This is a genomic window from Deltaproteobacteria bacterium (assembly GCA_003696105.1).
Classification (GTDB): domain Bacteria; phylum Myxococcota_A; class Polyangia; order Haliangiales; family J016; genus J016.
On the sequence record RFGE01000013.1, the window covers coordinates 1 to 26868 of the forward strand.

Sequence of the window (26868 nt, forward strand, 5' to 3'; positions counted from 1 at the left end):
CTCGGCGACCTCGAAGCGCTCGCGGTCATCTCGAAGCTGTACTTCGAGGGACTCGTGGTCGAGGCGCCAGCGGAGCCGGACGACGTGGACCTCGGCGCGGACGTGGTCGACGGCGTGCTCGGCCGGCGCACGGACCGCGTGCCGGTCGTGCCGCCCGCGGCCGACGCGGCCGGCGCGCTGCGCGAGCGCGGCGCGCGCGCCGACACGCCGGTCGAGGTGCCGCCGGTGCCGGCCGCCGGGGATGCGGCGGCGACGCGCGCACCGGACCGCGCGGACGACGAGGGGAACGGCGCGGGCGCGGAGACGCGGCGGCGGTCGACGCTGCGCGGGCTGCAGAAGGCGGAGCTCGCGGTCGCGCCGGCCGAGGCGGCCGACGGTCCGGCGGACGGCGAGGTCGCCGCGGAGGCACCCGGTACGGCGTCCGCATCCTCGGTCGGCGCGGACGGCGAGGTGGCCGCAGAGGCACCGGACGCCGCCGGCGCGGCACTCGCCGCCGGCGACGCGCTCGCCGCCGGCGACGGGGACGCCGCCGCCGCGCCCGCGGCCACCGACCCGGCCGCCGCGGACGCGACGCCGTCGGGCGAGTGGGACGCGTCCGCGACCGACCCGACGCCGCTGCCGCCGCCGGTGCCGGGCACGCTGCTGGACGACTCGGGGGCGCACCCGGCCGTGCCCGACTCGGGCCGCCACGTGATCTCGTCGGCCGGCGCCGACATCCACTCGGTGTCCGGCGAAGTGGCGGTCCAGCCGGCGCCGCCCGAGCCCGACGTGCCGGCGCGCGAACTGTTGACCATCGAACCATCCGTGCGCCGCCGGTCGGCGGTGTTGCAGGCGATCGAAGAGCTGGAGCCGGTCGCACCCGCGCTCGACGACCTCACTCCGCGCGTGGAGGACGGGCGCGCCGACGATGCGCGCGACCGTGCTGCGGACGCCCCGCCGGAGCCGGCCGGCGAACGCACCGTGGACGCCGCGCCGCCAGGGCGGTCGCTGGCACCGCTGGCGGCGATCGCGGCCGTCGCCGCGATCGGCGTCGGCGCGTACGTGCTCGGTGGCCGCGACACGCCGCGAACGGCCGCGCGGCCGGATGCCGGCGGCACCGCCGTCGCCGCCGCGGCGCCGGTCGTCGCGACGCCCCCACGCGATGCGGCGGACGCCGCCACGCCACCGCCGCGCATGCCGCCGGCGGACGCGGCTTTGGCCCCGCCGGCGGTCGCGCCGCGCCCGGCCCCCGCGCCGGCGCCCCCGCGCCCGGCGCGACCGGACGCCGCCCCGGCCCGACCCGCGCCAGCGGACGCGGCGCCGGTTCGCCCCGCTGCGCGCGCCGCGGTGCGGTACGACGCGGGCGCACCGCCGGCCGCCGATCCCCGGGCCGCCTACCGCGCCGCGCGCGCCGCCTACCGCGCCCGGCGCTACGCCGACGCGCTGGCGGCCATCGACCGCGCGCTCGCCGCCGCACCGGATGACCCGCGCTACCTCGACCTCAAGGCGAATGCGCTGCTCGCGCTCGGCCGGCGCGACGAGGCGCGCGCCGCGGCCGACCGCGCCGTGCAGGTCGCGCCCAACCGCGCGTCGGCGTGGCTCACGAAGGGCATGATCCACTACGAACTCGAAGACTACGACGCCGCCCGCGCCGCGTTCGAGCGCTACCTCGACCTCGACCCGATCAGCCCGCGATCGGACGACATCCGCGACCTGCTCGACAGCATGTGATCCGCACCCGCGCGCCGGCCGGCGCGGCGCCGGCGTTGTGGTAGACCCGTCCCATGCTCGTGCTCGGGCTCGAGAGTTCCTGCGACGAAACGGCCGCCGCGGTGGTCGAAGACGGCTGCCGCGCGCTGTCGGACGTCGTGGCGTCGCAGGTCGACGTTCACGCGCGGTTCGGCGGCGTCGTGCCCGAGCTGGCGTCGCGCCGGCACATCGCCAACGTCGTGCCGGTCGTCGACGCCGCGCTCGCCGACGCCGGCGTGTCGCTCGACGACATCGACGGCATCGCGGTCACCCGTGGCCCCGGCCTCGTCGGCGCGCTGCTCGTCGCGCTGCAGACCGCCAAGGCGATGGCCTACGCGCGCGGACTGCCGCTCGTCGGCGTGCACCACCTCGAAGGGCACCTCACGGCCATCGACCTCGAGCCGCCGCCGCACCCGCCGTTTCCGCACCTGGCGCTGCTCGTGTCCGGCGGCCACACGTCGATCATCCGGGTCGACGGGCGGGGCGCGCTGGTCGAACTCGGCGCGACGCGCGACGACGCGGCGGGCGAGGCGTTCGACAAGGTGGCCAAGATGCTCGGTCTCGGCTACCCGGGAGGCGTCCAGATCGACCGGCTCGCGCGCGGCGGCGACCCGACCGGCGTGCCGATGCCCAGGCTGATGGCGAAGGCCGAAACCGGCTACGACTTCTCGTTCAGCGGCGTCAAGACCGCGGTGCTCAACTGGCTGCGCGACCACGGCGTCCCGTCCGGCCAGGCGCTCGCCGACCTGTGCGCGAGCTTCCAGGCGACGGTCGTCGAGGTGCTCGTCCGCAAGACCCGCCAGGCGGTCGCCGACACCGGCCTGACCGCCGTGCAGCTCGCCGGCGGGGTCGCCGCCAACTCCGCGCTGCGCGCCGCACTGCGCGCCGCTGGCGCCGAGGACGGCTTCGACGTGTTCATCCCGTCGCCCGGTCGTTGCACCGACAACGCCGCGATGATCGCGGCCGCCGGCTACCACAAGCTGGTGGCCGGCGAGCGCGCCCCGCTCGACCTCAACGCGACCGCGAGCCTGCGGTTGCCGGCACCGTGACCGTGGACGCGCGCGAGCTGCTGCGGCGCTACGGGCTGTCGGCGAAGAAGTCGTGGGGCCAGAACTTTCTGGTCAACGACGGCGTCTACCGCACGATCGTCGACGCGACCGTCGAATCGGACGCCGACTGGATCGTCGAGATCGGCAGCGGCCTCGGCACGCTCACGGCGCGCCTGTCCGACCGCGTGCCGGCCGGGCGCGTCATCGCGGTCGAGCGCGACCGCGACATGATCGCGGTGCTGCGCGGCGAACTCGGCGACCGGCCGAACGTCGATATCGCCGAACGCGACGCCAAGCAGGTCGACTACGGCGCGATCGCCGCGCGCCGCGGCGGGCCGGTCGCCGTGTGCGGCAACCTCCCCTATCAGATCTCGTCGCCGATCCTGTTTTCGCTGATCGACCAGCGGCGGCACGTCGCGCGCGCGGTCGTGATGCTCCAGCGCGAGGTCGCCGAGCGTCTCGTCGCCCCGCCCGGCACCCGGGCCTACGGCGCGGTCACCGCGATCCTCGGCGCCGTCGCCGACGTCGACCTCGTGGCGCGCGTGCGGCCGGGCTCGTTCTTCCCGCCGCCCAAGGTCGAGTCGGCCGTCGTCGCGATCCGCCCGCTGGCCCGGCCGCGCGCCGCGATCGCCGACGAGCGCCACTTTCGCGACGTGGTGCACGCCGCGTTCGCGCAGCGCCGCAAGACCGTGCGCAACGCGCTGCGCGCCGCGTTTCCCGCCGCCGCGGTGGACGCGGCGTTCGCCGCGGCGGGCGTCGACGGCGCGCGGCGCGGCGAGACGCTGTCGATCGAGGAGCTGGCGGCCGTGGCGGCGGGGCTGCCGCACCGGGAGGCGTGATGCCGGAGCTTCCGGAAGTCGAGACGGTCCGCCGCACGCTCGCGCCGATCCTCGGCGCCCGGGTCACCGGCGTGTCCGCGCACCGGGTCGCCCTGCACATGGGCCGGCGCATCGACCCGGCGGCGCTGCGCCGCGCGAGCGCGGGCGCGGTCGTCGACCGGGTCGACCGCTGGGGCAAGTACCTGCTCTGGTACTTCGCCGGGCGCGACACCGGCGTGCTCGTGCACCTCGGCATGACCGGCCGCCTGCGCGTAGTGCCGCCGGGCGCGCCGCGCGACCCACACACCCACGCGGTGTGGACCCTCGCCGACGGCCGCACGGTGCGCTTCTCGGACCCGCGGCGGTTCGGCCTGGTGGACGTGTTCGGTCGTGGCGCCGAACGGGCCCACCCGTCGCTCGCGCCGCTGGGCATCGACGCGCTCGACGGGCCGCTGACCGGCCGCGCGCTGGCGCGGCTGGCGGCCGGCAGCGGGCAGGCCATCAAGGCGCTGCTGCTCGACCAGCGCAAGATCGCGGGCATCGGCAACATCTACGCGTGCGAGGCGCTGTGGCGTGCGCGGATCGCGCCCGCGCTGCCGGCTCGCGAACTCGACGGCGAGCGCGCCGGCCGGCTGGCCCGCGCCGTGCGCGCGGCCCTGCGCGCCGCGCTCGATCACGGCGGCACGTCGCTGCGCGACTTCGTCAACGCCGCCGGGAATCCAGGAAGTTACCGGGATCACCTGCGCATCTACGGGCGCGCCGGCCGCCGCTGCCCGCGCCGCGGCTGTCGCGGCACGATCGTGCGCACCGCGATCCAAGGGCGCGCCACGTTCCACTGTCCAACCTGTCAAGCCACCTGAGGCCGCCGTCGCGGGCGTTTGCCCCGGGCCAAACCGTCGGGTTACTGTCGTCGTTGCGCAGTCGCCGGCCGACGGAGCCGCCAACCACTTTCGCGAGGATACAGGGGCGCCGGTGCTCCGAGACGAATCTGACGAAGCCCTGATGCTCCGCTATCAGCAGGGCGACGTGCGCGCGTTCGAGCTGCTGCTCGAGCGCCACCGGCGGCCGGTGTTCAACTTCATCCTCCGCTTCGTCGGCTCGCGCGAGACGGCCGAGGACCTGCTGCAAGAGGCATTCTTGCGCGTGATCAAGGGGGCGGCCCGCTACGAGCGCCAGGCCAAGTTCACGACCTGGCTGTACACCATCGCCCGCAACCTGTGCGTCGACCACAGCCGGCGCATGAAACACCGCAAGGCGCCCTCGCTCGACGCGCCGCTGAAGGCCGGCGGCGACGGCGGCACGCTGTTGGACGTCCTCGCCGACGACCAGATCCCGTCGGACCGGCGCGCCGCGAGCTCGGAGCTGCGCGCGAAGCTGCACGCCGCGATCGCGCGGCTGTCGGACGAGCAGCGCGAGGTGTTCCTGATGCGCGAGATGCTCGGCCTGCCGTTCAAGGAGATCGCGGCCGTGGTCGGCGTGCCGGAAAATACCGTCAAAAGCCGCATGCGCTACGCGCTCGAGAAGCTGCGGCTCGAACTCGAGGACTACGCGGACATGGCCAAGGCCGTGCCCTGACGGGGACGCAGCCGGGGCGACTGCCTCGCCGCAACGGAACGTGCCCACCGCACGTTCCAGGGATTACAATGAGGTGCGCGTCCCGCCGGCCGCGCGGCCCCGCCGCGCGGCACGGGCGTGCTAAGAAGAACGATTCGTGGCCCCCCACAGCGACAAATATCGGCTCGGTGAGCGGATCGGCGGCGGCGGGATGGCCGAGGTGTTCCGGGCCACCAAACTGGGGGTCGAGGGCTTCGCGCGGCCGGTAGCGATCAAGCGGATGCTGCCCGCGCTGTCGGCTGACGACAAATTCGCCGAGATGTTCGTCAACGAGGCGCGACTGGCGTCGCTGCTGTTGCATCCGAACATCGTCGCCGTGCTCGACTTCGACCGCGACGACCAGGGCCGGCTGTTCATCGTCATGGAGCTGGTCGACGGCAAGGACCTGCGCCACCTCGCGGCGTCCGGACCGCTGCCGATTCCCGTGAGCGCGTTCATCGTGTCGCAGGTGTTGCGCGCGCTCGCCTACGCGCACGAACTCACCGACGGCGGCCGGCCGCTCGGCATGGTCCACCGCGACGTGTCGCCCCACAACGTGCTGCTGTCGTGGGACGGCGCGGTCAAGCTCAGCGACTTCGGCATCGCCAAGGCGATGGGGGCATCGGGCGCGTCGCGCACCGGCACGCTCAAGGGCAAGGTCGGCTACATGAGCCCCGAGCAGGCGCACGGGCTGCCGCTCGACGGCCGGTCGGACGTGTTCGCGGTCGGCATCATGTTCCACGAGCTGCTCACCGGCCGGCGGCTGTTCGGCGGCGCGACCGAGGCCGAGGTCCTCAGTCGGATGTTGGCCCAGCCGATCGCGTCGCCGCGCGCGCTCAATCCCGACGTGCCCGAGGACGTCGCCGCGGCGTGCCTCGGGATGCTCGAGCGCGACCGCGACCGCCGGTTCGCGAGCGCGCGCGCGGCGCTCGAGGCGCTGCTCAACTGCGACGTGATCTCGGCGCGCGCGCAGCTCGACCTCGCCGACCTGATGGCGGCGCGGTTTCCGGGCGAGGCCCCCGTGCGCGACGAATCGGGCCCGGTGGCGGCGATCGACGCGGCCGCGACGGCGGCCGCGCGGCCGGCCGCCATGCCGGCGGCGGCGATGGACGCGCCGACCCGCACCGCGTCGCCGGGCGAACGCGCGGCGGTCGCCGCGACGGCGGTGCTGCCCGGCGCGCGCGCGCCAGCGGCCTCCTCTGGCTCGGGCACGCCGACCGCCGCGGGCGAGCGCGTCGCGCCGCCCGGCTCGGAGCGGACGGCGGCCGTCCGGCCGGGGCGGCCGGCGCGCCGAGCCGGGCTGGCGATCGGGGCCGTCGCGGCCGCCGCCGTCGGCGCCGTGGTCGTCGCCGGCGCGCTGAAAATGACGCGCGACCCGTCCGGCGACGCGCGTGGCGCCCGCGCGGGAGCGCCCGTGGCGACTGCCGCGGCAGGCGACGCGGTGGGGCCGGCGGCGCACCCGGCCGCCACCGGCGCGACCGCCGCCGGGCCGGTGGCGGTGGTTCCGGCGGCGCCGGACGCAGGGCCGGCGGCGGCCCGCGCCGACTCGGCCGCCGCGCCATCCGACGCCGGCGCGGTCGCGCCCGACGACCACCGCGAGGCGCGCCGCGGCCACCGCCGCCGCAAGGGCGGTCGTACGCGCGTCGCGACCGGCGGCCACGCCGGATCGCCGAAACCGACCGCGGCCGACCCGGCGCGAGCCGCAGCCGACGATTCGACGGCGCGGCCGACCGACATCGCCACGGCGGACCAACTCGGGGAACTCTACGTGAAGGTGCAACCGTGGGCCAACGTGCGCGTCGACGGCCACGGCAGCAAGATCACGCCGGCCCGCTGGGCGCTGCCGCCGGGACGCTATCGCGTGCGCATCTGGAACGAAGAACTGCCGCGGTCCGAGACGATCACCGTCACGGTGAGCCCGGGCGAAGTGCAGACGGTCGTCCGCGACTGGAAGTGACCCGCGCCGGCGTCACGCGCGCTCGCGCCGGGTCGCCGCCCACAAGTCCGGCTGGACGGGCGTCGCGTCGGCGTCGTCGAGGTCCGAGAACGGGTCGTGGTCGGGCCCGAGCAGGTCGTCGAGGTCGCGGTGCGGCCACGACCGGCGGGCCTCCGGCGGCAGCCGGCCGTACCGCGCCGCGAACGCGCGCAAAAACCGCCGCGTGGCCGCGTTGACGTAGCCGCCGCCGCGCAGCGGGCCGAACTCGGCCTCGTAGCGCCTGGCGATCCGCTCGAAGATCGCGTCGCGCCGCACTTTCGCCAAAATAGATGCAGCAGCAACCGCGCAGTGGCGCGCCTCGCCGCCGTCGTGTGCCTCGAGCTGCGGGAACTGCGCGCGCAGCGGCGCGAACAGGCGGTGGCCGTCGGCGACGATCCGATCGCAGCGCGGCGCGGCCGCCAGCAACCGGGCGGCCACCTCGCGCTCGAGCGCGTTGAGTTCGCCGCGCCGGACGCGGCGGTCGACCTCGGCCACGTCGACCACCGCGACCTGGCACCAGACCGCGCGCGCCCGTATCTCGCACGCCAGTTCCCGGCGGCGCGCTCGCGCGGCGGCGCCCGCGCCGAACCCCTTGGAATCGCGGACGCCGGCGCGCGCGAGCGCCCGCGCCGCCGCCGTGTCGACGCACACCGCAGCGAGCACCAGCGGACCGAGCACCGGCCCGCGGCCCGCCTCGTCGACGCCGATCGTACGCTTCACGCCTCCTCCGTCGCGCGCGCGATCGCCTCGATTGCCGCCAGCGTGCCCGCGTCGGCGTCGTACGCGGCCGCGTCGGCGACGGCCGCCAGCGCGTCGAGCCGGTCGGCCAGCGCCGCCAGTGCGTCTGCGCCGGCGCGCGCGAGCGGCTCGCCGAGTTCGGCGTCCAGGTCCGGCGCGTCGCGGTACAGCGCGTGGTAGACGTTGTCCTCGGTGAGCTGCAGCTTCGGCAGCGCGTCGCGGAAGAACCGGTCGACCGCGCCGCCGCGCAGAAATCCGTCGACGAACGCGCTCGCGCGTTCGAACACGCGCGCGTCGACGAGTTCGATCACCTCGTCGCCGAGCTGCTCGATGCGCTCGGCGGCCGCATTGCCGACCACGGCGGCCGCGCGCGCCGCCGCCGTGGCCCCCGCGCGCGCCCCCGCGCGCAACTGCGCGCCGACGGCCGCGCGCACCGGCTCGATCGCGTCGCGGTACCCGCGCGCCAGCAGGCCGACGAGGTAGTCGCGGTCGGCGCGCGTCGCGCGGTGGGCGCCGAACGGCAGCGCGCGCGGGCGGACGAGTTCGAGCACCTCGCGCGCGGCGTCGCGGTACAGCCGCGCGACCGCCTCCGCCAGCTGCCCGCGCGCGCTCGGCGCGTCGCGCTCGCGGAACCGCGCGGCACCGGCGCGCAGCGACGCGGCGGCGGCGGCCAACTCGGCGGCGGCGGCGGTCGCGGCCTCGCGCCGCGCCACCGACCGGTCGCGCGCGCGGGCGATCAAAGCCGACAGACGGCGCTCGCACGCCTCCCGCTTCAGTTCGCGCGCGCGGGCGAAGAACCGCCGCTCGAGCGCGTCGGCCAGCGCCGGCCAGTTGCCGGCGGCGTGCGACGCCAGCGCCGCCTTGGCCGACAGCGGCACGAGGTCGTCCACCAGATCGCCGAGTTCGCCGCGCAGGTACGCGACCACCTCGCGCACGTCGTCGGCGGCGAGTTGGTCGACCTTGTTGACGACGCCGAGCACGCGGGTCCCGGTCGCGTGAATCGACGCGAGCGCCGCGCGCTCCGACTCCTTGCCGGCCTGCCCGGCGGCGAACAGCCACACCACCGCGTCGGCCCGGCCGATGAAGTCACGGGCGACCTGTTCGTGTTCGGGCAAGATCGAGTTGAGCCCCGGCGTGTCGACGATGTGGACCCGCTCGAGCACCGGCAACGGGTACAGGATCTCGACCGCCGCGATCTGGCGCGCGTCGTCTGCGGTGATCTGCTCGAGCGTCGCGCGCAGCGGCGTCCACGGCAGCGGCACCGTGCGGCCGTCGCGGTACACGATGCGGCCGCCGCGCTCGCGGCCGAACTTGAGCACGTTGATCGTCGCGGTCGTCGGCGTGATGCCGACCGGCGCGATCGACTCCTCGACGAACGCGTTGATGAACGTGGACTTGCCCGTCGAGAATTCGCCCATCACCGTGACGAGCAGCGGCCGGTCGAAGTCCTCGACCGCGCGGCCCACGTCCGGCGCAAGGTCGGCCAACGCCGGGTCCGCCCGCGCGACGCGCTCGAGCGCGCGCGCCCGCGACACGACGTCGCCGCCGAGGGCGCCGGCCTGCGCGGTGCGCGCGGCGACCAGCGCCGCGCGCGCGCGCGGATTTCGCCCGTCGGCCCGCAGCGCCGCCCACGCGTGGCGCGCCGCACCGGCCGCGTCACCCGCGGCCAGCGCCAGCCGCGCGAGTTCGACGTGCGCCTCGGGGTGGTCACCGCGGTCCACCACTGCCGCGAGCACCGCGCGAGCCGGCTCCGCCTCGCCGGCCGCGACGAGTGCGCGCGCGCGAACGACCAGCGCCGCGGCGGACTCCGCGTCGCCCGCGAGCACCCGGTTGGCCAGGTCGACCGCGCGCGCATCGGCTCGGTCGGCCGCGATCGCCGCGTCCACGGCGGAGCGCGCCGCCGCGTCGCCCGCGCCGAGGTCGACGGCGCGCGCATAGTGCTCGAATGCCTCGTCGGGCCGGCCCGCGGCGCGCGCGGCATCGCCGAGCCGCACGTGCAAATCCGCGCGCCCGGGCGCGCGCGCGATCGCCGCGCGATACAGCGCCCGCGCCTCGTCGGCGTCGCCGCGCGCGAGCGCGACGTCGCCCCGGCCCGCGACCGCGTCCACGTCGTCGCCCGCGCGCGCAAACGCCGCGTCCGCCTCGTCGACGTGCCCGAGCGCCAGCTCGGCGCGTCCGAGCGCCGCCCATGCCGCCGCCGGCGCGTCGGAGCGCGCGCACGCGCGCGCCAGGTGCCGGCGTGCCTCGCCGGCCGCGGCCGCGCCGCCGTCGACCAGCGCGGCCCCGAGCGCGGCGAGCGACTCCGGGTCGGCCGGCGCCTCCGCGACCGCCTTGCGCAGCTCGCGGATCGCGCGGTCGACGTCGCCGGCGGCCCGGTGGGCGGCGCCGAGCCCGCGATACGCGGCCGCCCGTCGCGCCGCGTCGCCGCCCGCGACCGCCAGCGCGCGGCGAAACGCCGCCACCGCCGCCGCCGCGTCTCCGAGCGCGAGCGCCGCCTCCCCCGCGCCGACGTGCGCGTCCGCGTCGTCCGGGTCGAGCGCGACCGCCTCGGCGAACGCGGCCGCCGCCTCCGCCGGGCGCCCGCACGCCAGCAGCGCCGCACCGCGCAGCGCGTGCGCGGCGGCGTCGTCCGGCCGCTCGGCGAGCGCCTCGGCCAGCAGCGCCTCGGCGCCCGCCGGATCGCCCGCCGCCAGCGCGTCGCGCGCCCGATCGAGCCGCTCTCGGTGCTCCGACGGTAACAGCTCGCCGGCGAGCTCGCCGAGCCGCCGCTCGATCCGGGACCACAACGACACGGGTCACTCCGCCCGGCGCCACAGCCGCTCGCGCACGGATGCGAGCACCTCTCGCGCCTCCGCAACCGCCGCCGCGTGCCGCGCGATCTCCGCCCGCAGCGGCTCGATCTCACCGGCGCGCGTGCGCTTTTCGTCGAGCGTCTGGTCCAGGACCTCCGTGATGCCGCGGTACAGCGCCGTGCCCGCCGACGTCACGAACTCGCTCAGCCGCTCGCCGAAGTCATCGATGCAGCGGTCGAAATGCGGCCGCAGCGCGTCGGCCGCGCGCAAGATCGCGGCCGGCGCCCGCTCCTTTGCCTGCTCGCGGATGTCGCCGGCCACCTTCGACTTGAGCACGATCGCGAGTATCGGCGCCGCCAGCGTGAGCAGCCCGCCGGCGACCGTGTTGACGAAGAAGAACACCGTGGTGCCGAGCGCGCCGACCGAGTAGACCGCGACGTCGTACTTGAAGCTGTCGATGTCGATGTCGACCTGCGTGTCGGCCGGCGACAACCGATTCGCGAGCGCCGCCGACGTCGCATGTACGTTCTCGTTCGTGACGGCGATGACCTCCTCCGCGAGGTGCTCGAGCATACTCGCGAGCTTCTCGCCCTCGAGTTCGGCCCACTCGCGAAATCGATCTTCGATGAATCCGGGCAGGTATCGTTTGACGTCGTCGGCGTCGACCGAGTCGATCTGCCCAGGCAGCACGTCGACGAACGTGCGAGCGAACTCGTCGAGATCGAGGCGGATCTGAGCGCGAATCGCTCCGCATTCCGCTTCGATCCGTCCGTGCAACTCCTCGAGGTTCCGCCGACTCGCGTCGAGCTGTTCGCGCACCTTGGCGACGCGCTGTTCGAGCTCGTCCAGATCCAGGTCGTAGGCGCGCAACTTGACGCCTAGATTTTGTTGCAGATACGCCGCGGTCCGCATCGCGTCCTCGGCGGCGTTGTCGAGCACGAGCGCAGCGCGGTCGCGATCGAGAAACTCCGACAAGTACTTCAGAAGCTCCGGCATGCCGCTGTGGTCGCGGTCGCCCTCGAGCGCGCGTTTGGCCGAGACCGGGAACACCACGGGCTCGTCGACAAAACTGGCGAGGTTGTCGCGGACGTAGCGGATGACCTCGTCGCGGTCATCGTCGCCGACCTGGTCGATCTTCGCGACGACGAACACGAGCCGGTCGCGCACCCGCTCCAGCACGCGACGCGACAGGAACTCCCGCTCGGAGTCCTTGAGCGCCTGGCTCGCGTCGAGCAAGAACAGCACCGCGTCGGCCTGCGGCACGTAGCCGTAGGTGATCTCGGCCCGCTGCTCGTTCATGTCGTTGACGCCGGGCGTGTCGACCAACACGACGTTGTCGCGCAGCAGGTCCGCCGGGTAGCCGACCTCGACGTGCCGCACGTCGCGGCTGCGCGCACCGGCCGCGGTGACCCAATCGCGCAGCGCAGCCGGCGCGATCGCGATCGTGTCGCCGTCGGTGAGCACGGCGTGGGCGCGCGGTTGATCCGCATAGACGACGTGGTTGATCGCGGCCGTCGTCGGCGTGATGCCGGTCGGCAGCACGTCGGCGCCGAGCAGCGCGTTGACGAACGTCGACTTGCCGTGGTTGAACTCGCCCAGCACCACCAGGTGGAACCGTTCCTGCTCCACCTTGGGGATGCGCGAGCCTTCGATGTCGGCGGCGAGCGTCTTCATGCCGGCGGCCCGCGCCACCTCCGCCAGAGCCGCGAGTTGATCGACGATCTCGATCTTCGCGCGCCGATGTCCGTCCAGCAGGCTCATCAGAACACACTCAGCAGTTGGGCGACCTCGCGGTCGACCTCTTCCGCCGGCCGGCCGCCGGATTGCCCCGTGATGCGCCGGTAGAACGCCGAGTCCGCGAACAGCTTGAGCGCCTTGACTCGCTTGAGCAGATACGGGTCGCTGCGGAACAGCTCGCCGATGCCGCCGAGGGTCCCGGGCGCGTCCGGCGCGCGCGCGAGGTAGTCGTCGGCCGTCATGGCGTCGACGCCGGCGGGGACGCTCGCCTGGCATTTCACCATCTGGCGAAACGTCGCATCGATGTCGCGCGTGCACAAAAGCGCCGCGCGGTCGCACGTGATCTCGGCGCGCCGCGACCACGCCTGCAGCGCCATCGTCGCCGGGCGAACCGCCCACCGCACCAGGCTGGCCGCCGCGCGCGTGAGGTAGTGCAGCGCGGTCGTATAGGTGACGTGGTTGTTCTGGATGTGACCGCAGTGGTGGCCGATGAGCGCCACGAGTTCGACGTCGCTCAGGCGCGCGACGAGATCCGCGTTGACGACGACGTACGGCTCGTCCACGGTGCCGAGGGTGGCGTCGGAGATGCCGGCGTCGGCCGGCGCGACGTACACCGCCGGCGGGTCGATGCCCAGCGCGCGGGCGGCCGCCACCGCGGCGCCCCGCACCGCGGGATGCGTCTCGTCCGTCGCGCGCGCCGACGCCGACAGCAGTTCGTCCTTCGCGGCGCCCTGCCACAGCCGGCTCGTCGCTTCGATGGCGATCGCCACCGGGCGTGCCGTCGCCAGCGTCCGCTGCACCTTGCGGGCGCCGGAAAACGCATAGGCCGCGCCGTCGCGGGCGCGCTGTTCGACGCGGCCGCGCCGCTCGGCGACATAGCGCGCGAAGTCGAAGTCGACGGCGACCATGGGCGGAGTATAGCGACTTCGCGTCGGCGGCAACGGCGCCGGCACCGCCATTTCGCGGCGAGCCGCTCAGCTCGCCGAGCCGCCGTCGACGTCGACTCCGGCTTCGCGGCGCAGCGCGGCCAGCGCGGCGGCGCCGATCGCGACCGCGAACCACAGGGTCGCCAGCCGCGTGAGCATCGTCGCGGCCACCGCCGTCGGCTCGTCGAGCCCGTCGCCCAGTTGCACGAGCAGCAGGGTCATCGCCGTCTCGGTCACGACGAGTCCGGCCGGCAGAAACGACAGCGCGCCCGCGATCGTCGTCGCCGCATAGATGGTCGTCGCGAGACCGAGCGACACGCGCACGCCGGTGAAGCCCGCCAGGATCACCGCAAACCCGACGCACTCGGCCGCCCATGCGACGACGCCCAGACCGGTCGACCACCACAACCGCGACGGCCGCGTGAGGTCGGCCAGGCCGAGGTACACCTCGCGCAGCCGGGCTCCCAGGCGCCGCAGCCGCCGCGGTCGGCTCACGACGCGGATCGCGCCGAGCCCCAGGCGCGGCCACGCCAGCAGCAGCAGACCGAACCCGATCGCGCCCGCGGCGCCCGCGACCGCGCGGCCCGCCACCCCGTAGACGCCGGCGCCCGCGACCGCCAGGGCGACCAGGGCGACCAGGTCCGTGACTCGCTCGGCGATCACGATCGGCACGCTGCGCGTCATCGGCACGCCGTCGGTCTGGCGCAGCAGGTAGCTCTTGATCAGTTCGCCGACCTTCCCCGGCGTGACCGCCAGCGCAAAGCCGGACAGGAAGATCAGCGCGGATCGCCGCGGCGGCACGGCGATCGCCTTGGCCCGCAGGTACGCGTTCCACCGCGCGAGGCGCACGCCGTAGTTGACCAATGCCAGGGCGAGCGCCGCCGCGAACGCGCTCCAGCGAAACCGGCGCAACCGGTCGCCCAGCGCGTGCACGTCGCCGTAGACCGACAACGCCGCGAACGCGAGCGCGCCTACGGCGATCGCCAGCGCAATGCGGCGCGCGGTCCGGCTCACGAAGGCGCGCCCTTTCGGCGGCCGCCCGCGGGTCCGGATCGCGTGCGTCGAGGTGCCTGCCGCGATCGTCGGTGGACGGACCGGGCGTGCGCGCGCGGGGGTGAGCGGAACACGGCGACAGGAGCCGGCGCGAGCTACGCAGCCGCCGGGCGGAGCGGCCCGGCGCGGCGGGCGCGTGTGACCTGCGACCGAATCAACTCGATCGCCGTACTAGCTGCGGCTGTCCGAGCGCCGCTTCATCTCGCGGCGCAGGCGCTTGCGCGCTTCGCGCATCTTGCGCTTTTTCTTGACGCTCGGCTTCTCGAAGAAGCGGCGCCGCTTGACCTCCTGCAGCACGCCCTCTTTGGACATCTTCTGCTTGAGGATCTTCATCGCCTTTTCGAGGCTGTCGCGGACGTCCACCTCGATCGGCTTGCCGAATACCGGTTCCGGTGCCTGAGCCATAGCCGCACCGTACCTACCGGAAGCCGCCGGCCCGGTCAAGTGCCGCGTCGCACGGCCGGACCGCTCGACCGCCGCGCCGGCCAGCCCCGCGCGACGCGTGCCCTGGTCGCGCGGCCCCCGCGAGCGGATGCCGCGGGACGCACCGCATCCGCGCGGCGCGCCGACCCCGGGGGCCCGGCACGCCGTCGGCGCGGGGCGGCCAGCCAACCCCGGAGCGGCGCGCAGGAACGGCGCGCAGGAATGGCGCCCACGCCGGCGTGCTGGACGTCCGGTCGCCCCCGATTGCGCAGCGCCCCGGCGGCGAACCGGCCCGCCCTGCGGCGCGGCACCGACCTGCCCCCCTCCGGATTGAGTTAAAGTATTAGTGTATTTTTTTATCTTGACTGAAAATAATGGGTCCCGTATAAGGGAAACGAGGAGGGGGCTTTTTGCCCTTGTATCCGGCCCTACAACAGAAACCGAACCAGTATTAGCGACGGAGGGTTCAGCGTGTACAACGGCGTGAAGGTGTTCTCGGCGACGAAGGCGAAGGAGCGTGAGGCACTCGGGGAGGAGGTCACGGCCTGGATTCGGCGCAACCCCGATATCGAGATCCTCGACAAGATCGTGACGCAGTCGTCGGACAGCGAGTTCCACTGCCTCACGATCACCCTGTTCTACCGGAAGGGCGACAAGGCGACCCACGCCGCGTAATCCGCGCGCCGCCGAGCCGTCGCCGTACGGCCGGCCGGCTGCGCGGCGGCGCCGGCTGACGGCCGCCCGCGCCGCGCCGCGCTGGCGGCGCCGGCTGACGGCCGCCCGCGCCGCGGCGTTGACAGCGCCCCCTCCGATCGGGACGCGCGAACCCCGCGTCGCCGTGCCACGCCGGCGATCGGCCGGGCCCATCGCGCACCGCAGGCCGCCCGGTCGCCGGTAGACGACACGCCCCGCCCTGCGAGCGGTTGTGGGCAGCCCGCGCGTCGCGCCCGTTGGTCTGCGCGCGCCCGCGTGCTATCCCCGCGGGCATGCGAAACCGAACCCGCTCGTATCGGAACGCGCTGCTGGTGGCGGTCGTCACCGCAGCGGCGCTACCGGCGGCCGCCGGCACCCCCGCTGCACCGGCGCCGCAGCTGCAGCTCCCCGAGGTCAAGACGTGGACGCTCGACAACGGGCTGCGCGTCGCCTACTTGCCGCGCCACGAAGCGCCCGTCGTGGCCGTCCACGTCTGGTACCACGTCGGCTCGAAGGAGGAGCGGCCGGATCGGCTCGGCGCCGCCCACATGTTCGAGCACATGCTGTTCAAGGGCACGGTGCACGTGCGCCCGGAGGAGCACGCGCGGCACATTCAGCGCGTCGGCGGGTCGCTCAATGCGTTCACCACCCAGGACACGACGGCGTACCACGAGCAGCTGCCGAAGCAGTACTTGCAGTTCGCGTGCAAGCTCGAGGCGGAGCGCATGCGCAACCTGTTGTTGCGCAAGGAAATGATCGACACCGAGCGCGAAGTGGTCAAAGAGGAGCTGCGCCTGCGCTACGAGAACTCGCCGATCGGCAAAGGTCTGCAGAAGTTCTTCGCGACCGCGTTCACCAAACACCCGTACGGCTGGCTCGCGATCGGCACCAAGGAGACGCTCGACGCGACGGACAAAGATTACCTGCAGTACTTCTACGACACCTATTACGTGCCCAACAACGCGCTGCTCGTCGTCGTCGGCGACGTATCGGAAGACGAGGTGCGCACGTGCGCGGACACCTACTTCGCCAAGATCCCGCGCGGCAAGGAGCCACCGCGACCGGCTGACGAGCGGCCCGAGCCGCCGCAGACCGAGAAGCGCCGGGTCGTCGTCGAACCGCGCCAGATCGGCATCGTGCTCGGCGGGTTCCACATCCCGGAAGCGAAACACCCGGACATGTACCCGCTGCGCGTGCTGGCCAAGATCCTGTCCGACGGGGAATCGTCGCGGCTGTACCGGCGACTGGTCCGCACCGACAAGATCGCGGTCGCCGCCGGCGGCCAGGTGTTTGCGCTCGAACACCCGGGCTTGTTCCTGACTTTCGGCGTGTACCTGCAACCGGATCAGGGCGACAAGGTGGAGGCGGCGCTGCTCGACGAGATCGCGAAGGTGCGCGATGCCGGCGTCACCGACAAAGAACTGCAAAAGGCCAAGAACCAACTCGAGAGCGATCTCGTGTTCAGCCTCGAGAGCGCGAGCGGCCTGGCGACCCAGATCGGACAGAGCTGGATCAACACCGGCGACCCGGCCGCGTTCCTCGGCGACGCCGACAAGATCGCTGCAGTCACGGCCGACGACGTACAGCGGGTCGCCCGCCAGTACCTCGTCGAGTCGAACCTCACCATCGTCGTCATCCCGCCCAAGGGAGGTGCCAAGTGAACCGCCTGCTCGCCGCCCTCACCGCCGCCGCGCTGTGCGCGTGCGGTTCCGCATCCCCCGCATCGTCGCCCGTGCCGCAGTTGCCGGGCGACGGTACCGACCACACGGCCAAGCCGGCCGACACGGCCCCGGCCGACGCGCCGCCCGCCGACCCGTGGGCCGGGCGCACGGATCTGATCGAGGCGCCCGAGCCGCAGCCGCCGCAAGAGGTCAAGCTGCCGCCGATCCGGCGGTTCACACTGAAAAACGGCCTGCAGGTGATCGTCATCGAGCGCCACGATCTCCCGGTCGTCGGCATGCAGCTGGCGGTCCGCGCCGGCGAGCAAGACGACATGCGCGACAAACGTGGGCTCGCGCAGTTCGCCGCGGCCATGCTCACGAAGGGCACGCGCAAGCGCAGCGCGGAGCAAATCGCGGAGGCGGTCGACTTCGTCGGCGCGCGCCTGAACGCGGGCGCATCGCTCGAAGCCACGACGTTGTCCTGCTCGGCGCTCACGAAGCACGTCGACACCTGCTTCGACCTGCTGCCGGACGTCGCCGCGAACCCGACGTTCCCCGCCAAGGAGATGGACCAGGTGCGCGATCAGTTGATCACCGCCGTCCGGCAACGCCGCGACGACGCCCAGCAGCTCGCGGCCGCTCACTTCGACAACGAACTGTGGGGCGACGACCACGTGCGCGGATGGCCGATTACGGTCAACACGATCAAGGCGATCGAACGCGCGGATCTGGTGAGCTGGCACAAGACCTGGTTCAAGCCGAACAACGCGGTGCTCGTCGTCGCGGGCGACGTCGATGCAGGCAAACTCGAGCGGCGACTCGCCGCCGCGTTCCGCCGCTGGCGCAAGGGCAAGGTCGCGCCGCACAAGCTGTGGGCACCCCGGCCCATCGAGGGCATCCGCGTGCGCCTGGTCGACAAGCCCGACCAGACGCAGAGCCAGATCGTCGTGGGCCACTACGGGATCTCCCACAAGGATCCCGACTACTACGCCGTCCAGGTCATGAACTACGTGCTCGGCGGCGGTGGCTTTGCATCTCGCTTGATGAAGGTCGTCCGCTCCGAGGGCGGCAAGACCTACGGAGCGCGGTCGCGGTTCGACAGCTACCTGTCGCGCGGCGCGTTCACCGCGACGACGTTCACCCGCAGCGAGGAGACGGTCAATACGATCAAGCTCGTGCTCGGCGAACTCGCGCGCATGAAGGCCGAGGGGCCGACGCCTGAGGAGGTGGCGGATGCGATCGCCAACATTTCGGGTCGCTGGGCTACCGCGTTCGAGTCGGCGCTCGACGTCGCGGGCGCCGTGTTGGCCGCGGAGCTGCACGGGTTCGGCGACGACTACGTCCGCAACTACGCGCTGCGCATCGGTGAGGTCACCCCGGAGGCCGCCAGGCAGGCGGCGGCCGCCCATCTGGACCCCGACAACCTGGTCATGGTCATCGTCGGCGCCGCGAAGGACGTGAAACCGCAACTCGACGCAGCCGGCTGGAAGTACACCGTCGTGTCCGCCGACGATCCGATCGCCGCGTACGAACGCGCGCAGCTCGCCGGCGGCGGGACCGTGAGCGCCGCGGATCGCGCGCGCGCCATGAAGCTCATCGACGCGGCGATCCGCGCCAAGGGCGGAGCAAAGCGCCTCGCCGGCATCCGGTCGATGACCGTGGAGGGGGACGCGAAGCTCCAAGTCCAGGGGCAGACCATCTCGGGCAAGGTCAAGCGCGTGTGGCGCGCTCCCGAGTCGCTGCGCCTCGACCTGACGCTCAACACGCCGATGGGCACATTCGACGTCATTACCGTGGTCCACGACGGCAAGGGCTGGTCGAAGCAGCCCGGCCCGGGCGGCGGCCAGGTCAAGGAACTCGAAGCCGGCGCCCTCGCCGAGGCGAAAAAGCAGATGTGGCGCGACGCCGAGTTCATCTTGCTGCGCGCCAAAGAAGACGGCGCCGTCGTGCGCCCGCTCGGCGAGCAAACCGTCGATGGTAAGACGTACGACGCGGTGCAGCTCACGGGCAAAAACGGTCATACGGTCAAGCTGTTCTTCGACCGCAAGACGCACCTGCTCGCGCGGATGACCTACCAGGAGGGCGGCGAGGAAGCCGTCGAGGCGTTCTCCGACTACAAGAAGGTCGCCGGCATCCAGATCGCGCACACGCGCCACAGCGAGAGCCCGCAGGGCTCATTCGACACGCAGCTGTCGTCCGTCAAGATCAACGAGAAGATCCCCGACAGCGCGTTCGCGAAGCCGCAGTAGGCGCGGCTCGCACTCGGCGGCGCACCGGGCCGTCGCGGCGCCACGGCGCGGCGGCGCGCGGCCCCCGCCGCCGGGCGCGACGGCTGGCGCCGGGCGACGGCTGCGCGACGCATTCGCCGCCCGCCGAGGCGGCGGCGCGCGGGCCCCTGGCTCCGGCCGCGGCCCCCAACCTGGGACGCCGGCGGCGCGCGGGTCCCGGCGCCGGCCGCGGCCAGCCGCGGGCGAACGGGTCGCGACGCGCGGCGCCCCGCCGGCGTTTGCCGCTGCACGGCCGGTCGGTCTACCCTCGACGAACGACGTGTCGACCGCCACGCGCGTTTCTCGGTCCACTTCGGCCCGCGCCGCCTCAGCGGTTCGGAGGCGACGGTGATCGCGGCCGCCGTCGCGGCGATCGCCGCAATGTCCGCCGCGCCCGCACCGGTCGTGGACCTGTACACCATGGGCCAGGGCGACCAGCTGTTCGAGCGGTTCGGCCACGCGGCCATCTGCGTGCAGTGGCCCGCCGATGCCGATGCGCGCTGTTACAACTACGGAACGACCGATTTCGGCTCGCCGCCCGCGCGGCTCGGCTGGCAGTTTTTGCGCGGCACGGCGCGGTTCTGGGTGTCGGTGTGGCCGCGCGAGCGGATGATCGCGCAATACGTCGCCCGCGACCGCAGCGTATGGCGCCAGCGCCTGCCGCTGACCGACGACCAGGCGCGCGAACTCGCGCGGCGCCTCGCACACGACGCTCGCGAGGAGAATCGCTACTACGCATACCATCACTTCCGCGACAACTGCGCGACGCGCGTGCGCGACCACATCGACGCGGTCACCGGGGGCGCGCTGTCCCGCGACAACCAGCGGCCGATCGGCGTCACCTACCGCGAACTCGGCCGCCGCGGCCTGGCGGAACTCACTCCGATCCTGGTCGCGTCGGTGTTCCTCGTCGGGCGCTTCGCCGACGTGCAGCCAACCGGCTACGAAGCGATGTTTCTGCCCGACCTGCTGCGCGCGGGCGTGGCCGAGCGGCTCGGCGCCGCTCCGGAAGCGGTCTACCTCCGCCGCGGGCCCGCGTTTCCCACCGAGGGGAACTCCGTCGCGCCCTGGCTGCTCGCGATCGCCGCGGCGACGGTCGCGCCCGTCGCGGCCGCGCGAGCGCTCGGCCGCGGCGTTCGTGCCGGCAGCTGGGCGAGCGCCGCCGCGCTCACCGCGCTCGGCACCGCCGTGTGGACGGTCGCGCTGGCCGCCGGCATGCCGGAACTGCGGTGGAACGAAGTGGCGCTCGTGCTGTGGCCGAGCGACGCACTGCTCGCGACGCGGCGCGGCCGCGCGTATGGCCGACTGCGCGTCGTCGCCTTGGCGCTCGTGTCGGCGGCGCGCGCCGTCGGCGTGCTGCGGCAACCGCTTTGGCTGGTGGTCTTGATCCCGCTCGGCCCGGCGCTGATCGCCGCGCTCGCTCCGCTACGCGGCGAAACCGAGTCGCGGCGATCGCCTCGCGACGCCGCGCGCGAACACGCTCCGTGACCTACGGGAACGGGAAGCCGAAGCAGTTGAGCAGATCCGGCGGCGTCACCTCCATATCGTCCTTGGTGCATCCGCCGAGATCGCAGGTGTCGCAGTCGGTCGGATCGCACCCGCCGCAGTGCGCCGGGTCGTTGCAGATGTCGTAGCAACCGTCGCCGCAGCAGGTGATCTTGCTCGGCAACAGCGGAGGAGGCATCGGGCACGTAAACGGACACGCACACGCACCGCCCGAGCACTGGTCGTCGGCGTCGCACGCCATCCCGCACGATCCGCAGTTGGCCTCGTCGGTCGTCGTGTCGACGCACCCGGTGGCACAGCAGCTCGTGTTGCCGGGACACTCGCCGCCGGTGGCGGCACACACGCACATGCCGTCTTGGCAGGTCTCCATCGGCCCGCACGGCCGGCCGCACATCCCACAGTTGGCCGGGTCGGTCATCAGGTTCTTGCAGCCGGTGTCGCAGCACGTGGACCCGCCGGTGCACGCGACGCCGAAGTTGCACACGCACATGCCACCCGAACACCCGTTGGACGTCTCGGAATCGCACACGTTGCCGCACGAACCACAGTTGCTCGCGTTCGCCTGCACGTCGACGCAGATCCCGTCGCAGCAGGCCTCGGTCGGGCCACAGGTGGTGCTGCCGCACTTGCCGCCGCGCGGATCGCCGGCGTCCGGTGCGGCGACGTCGTCGTTGTCGTCGTCGTCGCCTGCCTTGGCGCAACCGACCACCACGGCTGGAAGTAGGACCAGGATAGGAAAAGCGCGTCGCAACATCATCGGTGGCACCCCGTAACAGCGGTGGCCATTGTTCCAAAACCGGCTCGCGCCGCGGCAAAAAAACGCAGCGACACGGCCGGATCACGCATTATATTGCAAGACCGGTGAGACGCGGATCGGTTACCGGCATGCACCGACGCGCGTCTCGCCCGTGATCGGCCCGCAGACTTCGCCCGACGCGCATCGCGCGGGGTCGCGTTCGCCCGGGTAGGTCGCATAGTCGCAGTACGACAGACACTGTCCCGGATCGTTGAAGCAGCCGGAACCCGGGGCACAGTCGTTGGGCGCCGTGCACGGTCCCCCGGGAGGCTGGCCTCCGCCGACCGGCGGCGCGCACACCCCCTGGTCCATCCCGGTGAGATAACAACCTTCCCCCGGACTGCACGCCGGCGCCAGCGGATCGCAGCTCGGCAGGCACACGTCGAACTGCATCTCGAGGTTGTTGATGCCGATGCACTGGCCGTCGGCGCACGGATTCGAACCGAGCTTGCAGATCGCGTGGCACGTGCCGAACACGCAGTGGGCGCCGGCGATGCAGTCGTCGGCCGTGTCGGCGACCGAAGGCGTGGCGCATGCCTGCGCCAACCCCTTGTCGCCGTTGGGATAGCAGCCGGTAAACCCCGTCTGTGCGGCCACATCGGTCACGATCAGCGCGCACTTCTGCCCGGGGCCGCAGTTTTGCGCGATCGGATCGCAGGGCGTGCCGACGGGCGTCGCGTCCGGCGTCCCGCCGCTGGCATCGACCGGCGAGCCGCCGCCCGCGTCTGCGACGCCGGGCGCCGCATCGGGCAACACGATGTCGTCGTCGTCCCCCGAACCGCCGGAAGCCGTCGCACACGCACAAACCGCCGACGAAAGCGCGACGATTGCGACTTTCGTCACCAATTTCAACCTGGTAGCCGCCAAACGGGTTGGGGCCAGCGTCGCACGACCGGCGCCGCACGACAACGCTCGCGCTCTCACAATCGCTGAAGTCATGCGCCCAACGTCCAGTTTCTACTATAGTTGGTGGTTGTCTGAGGGCGCCGAGAGCTGGTCGAGTAGCGGTGCCGGCCCGGAGGCGTTCGACTTCCGCGGAACCGAGCGGTACGTGATCGTATCCCGCCTCGGCACGGGCGGGATGGGCGTGGTGTACAAGGCTCTCGACCGGGAAACGCACACGCACGTGGCCCTCAAGGCCCTGCACGCGCGCAAACCGGACGCGCTGCTGCGGTTCAAAAACGAGTTCCGCGCGCTGCAGGGACTGCGCCATCGCAACCTGGTTCGCCTCGGCGAACTCAGCGAAGTCGACGGAGTGTGGTTCTTCACGATGGAGTTGGTCGAGGGCGTCGACTTTCTGAGCTACGTGCGCGCGCGCGCCGACCAACGCGACGGCGCTCTGTTCCACGAGGGCCGCTTGCGCCACGCGCTCGCGCAACTCGCCGAGGGGCTCGGCGCCCTGCACGCCGCAGGCAAGATCCATCGCGACGTCAAGCCGCTCAACATCCGGATCGACAACAGTGGGCGCCTCGTGCTGCTCGATTTCGGCCTCGTCATCGACGTCGACAGCCCGCAGCGACTCAGCGAGGGGTGGGTGATCGGGACGGCTGCCTACATGGCTCCCGAACAGGCCCACTCGGACGCGACCGTGCCGGCATCGGACTTCTACGCGGTCGGCAGCCTGCTGTACCACGCGCTCACCGGTCGCGTTCCGTTCGAGGGCACCGACCTCGAGGTCCTCATGCGCAAGCAGAGCGAGGTACCTCCGCCGCCGGCGTCGATCGCACCGGGCGTGCCTCGCGACCTCAACGATCTGTGCATCGACTTGCTGCAGTGTTCTCCCGACGACCGCCCGTCGGAAATCGAGATCCTGCGCCGCCTGGGCACGGCACGCGCCGCCCCCGTCGCGCGACCACGCCCGCCGCTGCACACCGCGCGCCGCACGGAGTTCGTGGGACGCGACCGCGAACTCGACGCCATGCTGCGCGCGCTCGACGAACCGCGTACGGCCCGGGTGTTTCTCGTCCGCGGTGCATCGGGCGTCGGCAAGACGGCGTTGCTCGGGGAACTGCAGCAGCGCGTCCGCGCGACGCACCCGTCGGCCGTCGTGCTCTCGGGGCGCTGCTACGAAAACGAGAGCGTCCCGTTCAAGGCAATCGACGGCGCCATCGACGCGCTCACGACCTATCTTCGCGCCCTACCGCGCGCCGATGCGGCCGCGCTTCTGCCCCGCAACGCGTCCCTGTTGGCCCAGGTGTTCCCGGTGCTGCGCCGGGTCGAGGTCATCGCCGAGAGCCCCAGCATTCGCATCGACGTGCCCGACCTGCAGGAGCGCCGGCGGCGCGCGTTCACGGCGCTGCGCGAGCTGTTCACGCGGATTGCCGTGAGGCACCCGCTCGTCGTCGCGATCGACGATCTCCAATGGGCGGATCCGGACAGCGTTCATCTCATCGGCCAGTTGTTGCAGCCCCCCGAACCCCCGCCGATCGTCGCGGTACTCGCGACGCGGCCGCGCGCGGACGCCAGCGGCGTCGAGCCGCTCACCGCGCTGCCGATCGAGCTGGTCCGGTTCGAACTCGACGCGCTTCCGCGCGCGGCGGCGCGGGAACTCGCGCTGCGGCTGCTCGCGCGCCACGGCGTGGCGGCGACCGCCGACGACGCCGATACGCTCGCCGACGAGGCCGCGAATCACCCGATGTTCCTCCACGAACTGGTGGCGCACGTCGCGGCCGTGGGCATGGATCGGCGGCGCATGGTGAAGCTCGACGACGCGTTGCAGGCGCGCTTTCACCGGCTATCCGCGCCCGCCCGCGAGGTGCTCGAACTGACCTGCATCGCGGGTGGGCCCACGCCGCACGGCGTGATCGCGCACGCATCAGGGCTCGACTTTTCCGATTACCTCGACGCCGTGTACGAGCTGCGCGAGAGCCACCTCGTCCGCACTGCCGGCGGCCGGCGCCGCGACACAATCGAAACCTACCACAACCGCGTACGCGAAGCCGCAATGCGCGGGCTCGACGACACCGAGCGGCGCGAGTACCACAGGAAACTGGCCGACGCGCTCGAAGCGACCGGCGAGGCCGACGCGAACCCCGACGTGGCGCTCACGCACTTCGCTGCCGCCGAGCTCAACGCGCGCGCCGCCCACTACGCGCGCGCCGCCGCGCAACGCGCCGTCGCCGCGCTCGCGTTCGACCGCGCGGCAGCGCGCTACAAGGCGGCGTTGCGCCTCGGCAACTACGCTCCTGACGAGAAGCGCGCGCTCGAACTTGCGCTCGCGCAAGCGCTCGCGAACGCCGGCCGCGGCGCCGAAGCGGTCGCCCTCTATCTCAAAGCGGCCGAGGGCGCCCCGCAGCCCGAACAGCTCGAACACCGCCGCCGTGCGATGGAACAACTCCTGTTCAGCGGCCGCGTCGACGAGGGAATCCGTTTGGTCCAACAGGTGCTCGGCGAACTCGGCGACTCCTTGCCCGCGACGCCGCGACGAGCACTGTGGGCGCTGGCGTGGCAGAGGTTTCGGCTTCGGTTGCGTGGCGTGCGGTGGCGCGAGCGCGGCGAGGGGCAGTTGCGCCCGGTCGATCTTGCCCGCGTAGACGTCTACCAGAGCATCGGCCGCGGCCTCTCCCTGGTCGACAACATTCGCGGCGCCGATTTCAACTGCCGCGCGTTGCGTCACTCGCTCGCTCTCGGGGAGCGCACACGCGTGATCCGCGCTCTGGCGGTCGAAGGGGTGTTTCTCGCGTCACAAGGCGCAGAGCGCCGCCTGCGGGATCTGATCCGCGAGAGCCAGCGCATCGCCGAACGCATCGAAGACCCCGCTGCCCGTGCGTACGTGTTGTTTCCACGCGCGGCGGTCCACTACTTCATCGAAAACGCATGGCTGGCGACCTATCGGCTCGTCAACGAAGCGGAGAAGCTGTTTCACGCGCACGTCTATTCCGGCGGCTGGGAAACGGATACGTGCCAGATGTATGCCTGTTTCTGCTTGATGTACCTGGGCGAGCTGCGAAAACTCACGCCGACCGTAGACGCATTCTGCTTCGATGCCGAGCGCCGCGGCGACTTGTATCTCGCACTGAGCCTGCGCTGCCGGATGAGCGTGCCATGGATGATGGCTGACGACGCAGCGAGCGGCGAACGCGCGGTCGACGAGGCCGCCCGCAGGTGGACACACGATCGCAATACGTTTCAGGTGCAACATTTTTTCGCGATGCACTCGCGCGCGGAGTTCGCCCTCTACGATGGGGCGCCTCAGCGGGCGGCGGCCGTGTTGTCGCGCGCCGCGGCGGGGCTGCGGCGGTCGATGCTGCTGCGCATCCCGATCGTGGCGTGCGAAGTCGCCTACCTGCGCGGGCGCGTCGCGCTCGCCCAGGCCGCGGCCGCACGCGACCGGCCCGAACGCGCTCACTGGGTTCACGAAGTGCGCCGGCTGGCTCGACGCGTCGAGCGGTCCGGCCAGCCGCTCGGCCGTGGCCTCGGCCCGCTGCTGCGCGCGGGCGCCGCACACGTCGCCGGCGACGACGACCGGGCCGTGAGACTTCTCCGCGAGGGCATCGATGCGCTCGACCAGCTCGACACGCAGCTGTATGCGCAGCCGGCTCGGCGCGCGCTCGGCGGGCTCCTGGGCGGCGACGCCGGCGCTCGACTGCGCGCCGACGCCGATGCGTGGCTCGCCGAACAAGGCGTGCGCGAACCCGAGCGGTTTTACGCGGCGCTCGTCCCCGCCTTCGCCTGAGCCGCGCGGCGTCGCGGCCCGCACGCCGGCTTGCGCGCGCGGCGGCGTGCGCGCGCCTGCGCGCGGCCGCATTTTGCGTCATGCTTGCGCCATGCTGCGACGTCGCTGCGAGATCGCGGCCGCTGTCGCCGTCGCGACGGCCGTCCCCATTGCGGCGATCTCGGGCTGCGCGCGCACCCCGCCGGCCGCCGCATTTGCGCGAGCGGACGGCCGGGGCGACGGAAGCGTGCGCGCGGCCGACCCGAACCCGTCGTGCGCGCGCGCGGACGCAAGCGAGGTGTCGCCGTCCGACCCGCGCTTCACGACGCCGCTCGCACGGCCCCACCACCGCCCCGATCCAGGAGGCTGTTGCGCATAGCCGCTGGCTGCGGTCACGATCTGCGGGCGATCTTCGGCGTACGTCCTCGCGCCCTTCGGTTCCGTATGTTGATACGCGCC

The 26868-nt window shown here is 73.0% G+C and carries 20 protein-coding genes; 12 read left to right on the plus strand and 8 right to left on the minus strand.

Annotated features, from left to right (window positions below; genetic code table 11):
- From D6689_00760 to D6689_00785, 6 genes are all read left to right on the plus strand, one after another.
- A partial coding sequence (locus tag D6689_00760) for a tetratricopeptide repeat protein (protein ID RMH45055.1) occupies positions 1-1710 on the plus strand: 1710 nt, incomplete at its 5' end.
- Positions 1711-1763: 53 nt separating this feature from the next.
- A complete protein-coding gene (tsaD, locus tag D6689_00765) occupies positions 1764-2777 on the plus strand; it encodes a tRNA (adenosine(37)-N6)-threonylcarbamoyltransferase complex transferase subunit TsaD (protein ID RMH45056.1) in 1014 nt (337 codons plus the stop codon).
- Complete coding sequence (gene rsmA / locus D6689_00770; GenBank protein ID RMH45057.1) at positions 2774-3616, plus strand: ribosomal RNA small subunit methyltransferase A; 843 nt, start codon at positions 2774-2776, stop codon at positions 3614-3616. The genes tsaD and rsmA overlap by 4 nt, the downstream gene beginning before the upstream one ends.
- Positions 3616-4455, plus strand: a complete 840-nt coding sequence (locus D6689_00775) for a bifunctional DNA-formamidopyrimidine glycosylase/DNA-(apurinic or apyrimidinic site) lyase (protein ID RMH45058.1) — start codon at positions 3616-3618, stop codon at positions 4453-4455. The genes rsmA and D6689_00775 overlap by 1 nt, the downstream gene beginning before the upstream one ends.
- Positions 4456-4597: 142 nt before the next feature.
- Entirely contained in the window at positions 4598-5170 is a 573-nt protein-coding gene (locus D6689_00780; GenBank protein RMH45059.1) for an RNA polymerase sigma factor, read from the plus strand.
- A 136-nt stretch (positions 5171-5306) separates the two neighbouring features.
- Positions 5307-7145 (plus strand): hypothetical protein, encoded by a 1839-nt coding sequence (locus D6689_00785; GenBank protein ID RMH45060.1) that lies wholly within the window; start codon positions 5307-5309, stop codon positions 7143-7145.
- 12 nt (positions 7146-7157) lie between these two features.
- Here D6689_00785 and D6689_00790 read toward each other — a convergent pair whose 3' ends face one another.
- The 6 genes from D6689_00790 to D6689_00815 all read right to left on the minus strand — a co-directional run bounded on the left by D6689_00790 (position 7158) and on the right by D6689_00815 (position 14814).
- Positions 7158-8960 carry a hypothetical protein gene (locus D6689_00790; protein RMH45074.1) on the minus strand — a complete coding sequence of 601 codons (1803 nt, stop codon included), beginning with the start codon at positions 8958-8960 and terminating at the stop codon, positions 7158-7160.
- Positions 7880-10693 carry a hypothetical protein gene (locus tag D6689_00795; protein ID RMH45061.1) on the minus strand — a complete coding sequence of 938 codons (2814 nt, stop codon included), beginning with the start codon at positions 10691-10693 and terminating at the stop codon, positions 7880-7882. Before D6689_00795 ends, D6689_00790 begins: the two co-directional genes overlap by 1081 nt.
- A gap of 3 nt (positions 10694-10696) precedes the next feature.
- The gene (locus D6689_00800; GenBank protein ID RMH45062.1) at positions 10697-12454 is read right to left on the minus strand and encodes a hypothetical protein; all 1758 of its coding nucleotides are present in this window, start codon (positions 12452-12454) and stop codon (positions 10697-10699) included.
- Positions 12454-13389, minus strand: a complete 936-nt coding sequence (locus D6689_00805) for a M48 family peptidase (GenBank protein RMH45063.1) — start codon at positions 13387-13389, stop codon at positions 12454-12456. Before D6689_00805 ends, D6689_00800 begins: the two co-directional genes overlap by 1 nt.
- A gap of 15 nt (positions 13390-13404) precedes the next feature.
- Positions 13405-14436, minus strand: coding sequence for a UPF0104 family protein (locus D6689_00810; protein RMH45064.1), 1032 nt, complete (start codon positions 14434-14436; stop codon positions 13405-13407).
- A gap of 144 nt (positions 14437-14580) precedes the next feature.
- Positions 14581-14814 (minus strand): 30S ribosomal protein S21, encoded by a 234-nt coding sequence (locus D6689_00815; protein ID RMH45065.1) that lies wholly within the window; start codon positions 14812-14814, stop codon positions 14581-14583.
- Positions 14815-15303: 489 nt separating this feature from the next.
- Between D6689_00815 and D6689_00820 the strand changes: the two genes are divergently transcribed.
- The 4 genes from D6689_00820 to D6689_00835 all read left to right on the plus strand — a co-directional run bounded on the left by D6689_00820 (position 15304) and on the right by D6689_00835 (position 20941).
- Positions 15304-15507: a hypothetical protein gene (locus tag D6689_00820; GenBank protein ID RMH45066.1), complete on the plus strand. Its 204-nt coding sequence runs from the start codon at positions 15304-15306 to the stop codon at positions 15505-15507.
- Between the two features lie 311 nt (positions 15508-15818).
- Positions 15819-17186 carry an insulinase family protein gene (locus D6689_00825; protein ID RMH45067.1) on the plus strand — a complete coding sequence of 456 codons (1368 nt, stop codon included), beginning with the start codon at positions 15819-15821 and terminating at the stop codon, positions 17184-17186.
- Positions 17183-19435: a hypothetical protein gene (locus D6689_00830; protein ID RMH45068.1), complete on the plus strand. Its 2253-nt coding sequence runs from the start codon at positions 17183-17185 to the stop codon at positions 19433-19435. Before D6689_00825 ends, D6689_00830 begins: the two co-directional genes overlap by 4 nt.
- A gap of 366 nt (positions 19436-19801) precedes the next feature.
- The gene (locus tag D6689_00835; GenBank protein ID RMH45069.1) at positions 19802-20941 is read left to right on the plus strand and encodes a DUF4105 domain-containing protein; all 1140 of its coding nucleotides are present in this window, start codon (positions 19802-19804) and stop codon (positions 20939-20941) included.
- 1 nt (position 20942) lies between these two features.
- Here D6689_00835 and D6689_00840 read toward each other — a convergent pair whose 3' ends face one another.
- Both D6689_00840 and D6689_00845 read right to left on the minus strand, forming a co-directional pair.
- Positions 20943-21716: a hypothetical protein gene (locus D6689_00840; protein RMH45070.1), complete on the minus strand. Its 774-nt coding sequence runs from the start codon at positions 21714-21716 to the stop codon at positions 20943-20945.
- 120 nt (positions 21717-21836) lie between these two features.
- Positions 21837-22511, minus strand: a complete 675-nt coding sequence (locus D6689_00845; GenBank protein ID RMH45071.1) for a hypothetical protein — start codon at positions 22509-22511, stop codon at positions 21837-21839.
- Between the two features lies 1 nt (position 22512).
- Between D6689_00845 and D6689_00850 the strand changes: the two genes are divergently transcribed.
- Positions 22513-26430 (plus strand): hypothetical protein, encoded by a 3918-nt coding sequence (locus D6689_00850; protein ID RMH45072.1) that lies wholly within the window; start codon positions 22513-22515, stop codon positions 26428-26430.
- A 91-nt stretch (positions 26431-26521) separates the two neighbouring features.
- Entirely contained in the window at positions 26522-26788 is a 267-nt protein-coding gene (locus tag D6689_00855; protein ID RMH45073.1) for a hypothetical protein, read from the plus strand.
- Positions 26789-26868: the final 80 nt, after the last annotated feature.

What these genes read in the sequence shown, in the direction of transcription:
- D6689_00815 (RMH45065.1), bottom strand. Translation starts at nt 14,814, where the DNA reads ATGGCTCAGGCACCGGAACCGGTATTCGGCAAGCCGATCGAGGTGGAC.
- D6689_00855 (RMH45073.1), top strand. Translation starts at nt 26,522, where the DNA reads ATGCTGCGACGTCGCTGCGAGATCGCGGCCGCTGTCGCCGTCGCGACG.
- D6689_00825 (RMH45067.1), top strand. Translation starts at nt 15,819, where the DNA reads ATGCGAAACCGAACCCGCTCGTATCGGAACGCGCTGCTGGTGGCGGTC.
- D6689_00840 (RMH45070.1), bottom strand. Translation starts at nt 21,716, where the DNA reads ATGATGTTGCGACGCGCTTTTCCTATCCTGGTCCTACTTCCAGCCGTG.
- D6689_00775 (RMH45058.1), top strand. Translation starts at nt 3,616, where the DNA reads ATGCCGGAGCTTCCGGAAGTCGAGACGGTCCGCCGCACGCTCGCGCCG.
- D6689_00800 (RMH45062.1), bottom strand. Translation starts at nt 12,454, where the DNA reads ATGAGCCTGCTGGACGGACATCGGCGCGCGAAGATCGAGATCGTCGAT.
- D6689_00850 (RMH45072.1), top strand. Translation starts at nt 22,513, where the DNA reads ATGTCGTCGTCGTCCCCCGAACCGCCGGAAGCCGTCGCACACGCACAA.
- D6689_00780 (RMH45059.1), top strand. Translation starts at nt 4,598, where the DNA reads ATGCTCCGCTATCAGCAGGGCGACGTGCGCGCGTTCGAGCTGCTGCTC.
- D6689_00805 (RMH45063.1), bottom strand. Translation starts at nt 13,389, where the DNA reads ATGGCGGTGCCGGCGCCGTTGCCGCCGACGCGAAGTCGCTATACTCCG.
- tsaD (RMH45056.1), top strand. Translation starts at nt 1,764, where the DNA reads ATGCTCGTGCTCGGGCTCGAGAGTTCCTGCGACGAAACGGCCGCCGCG.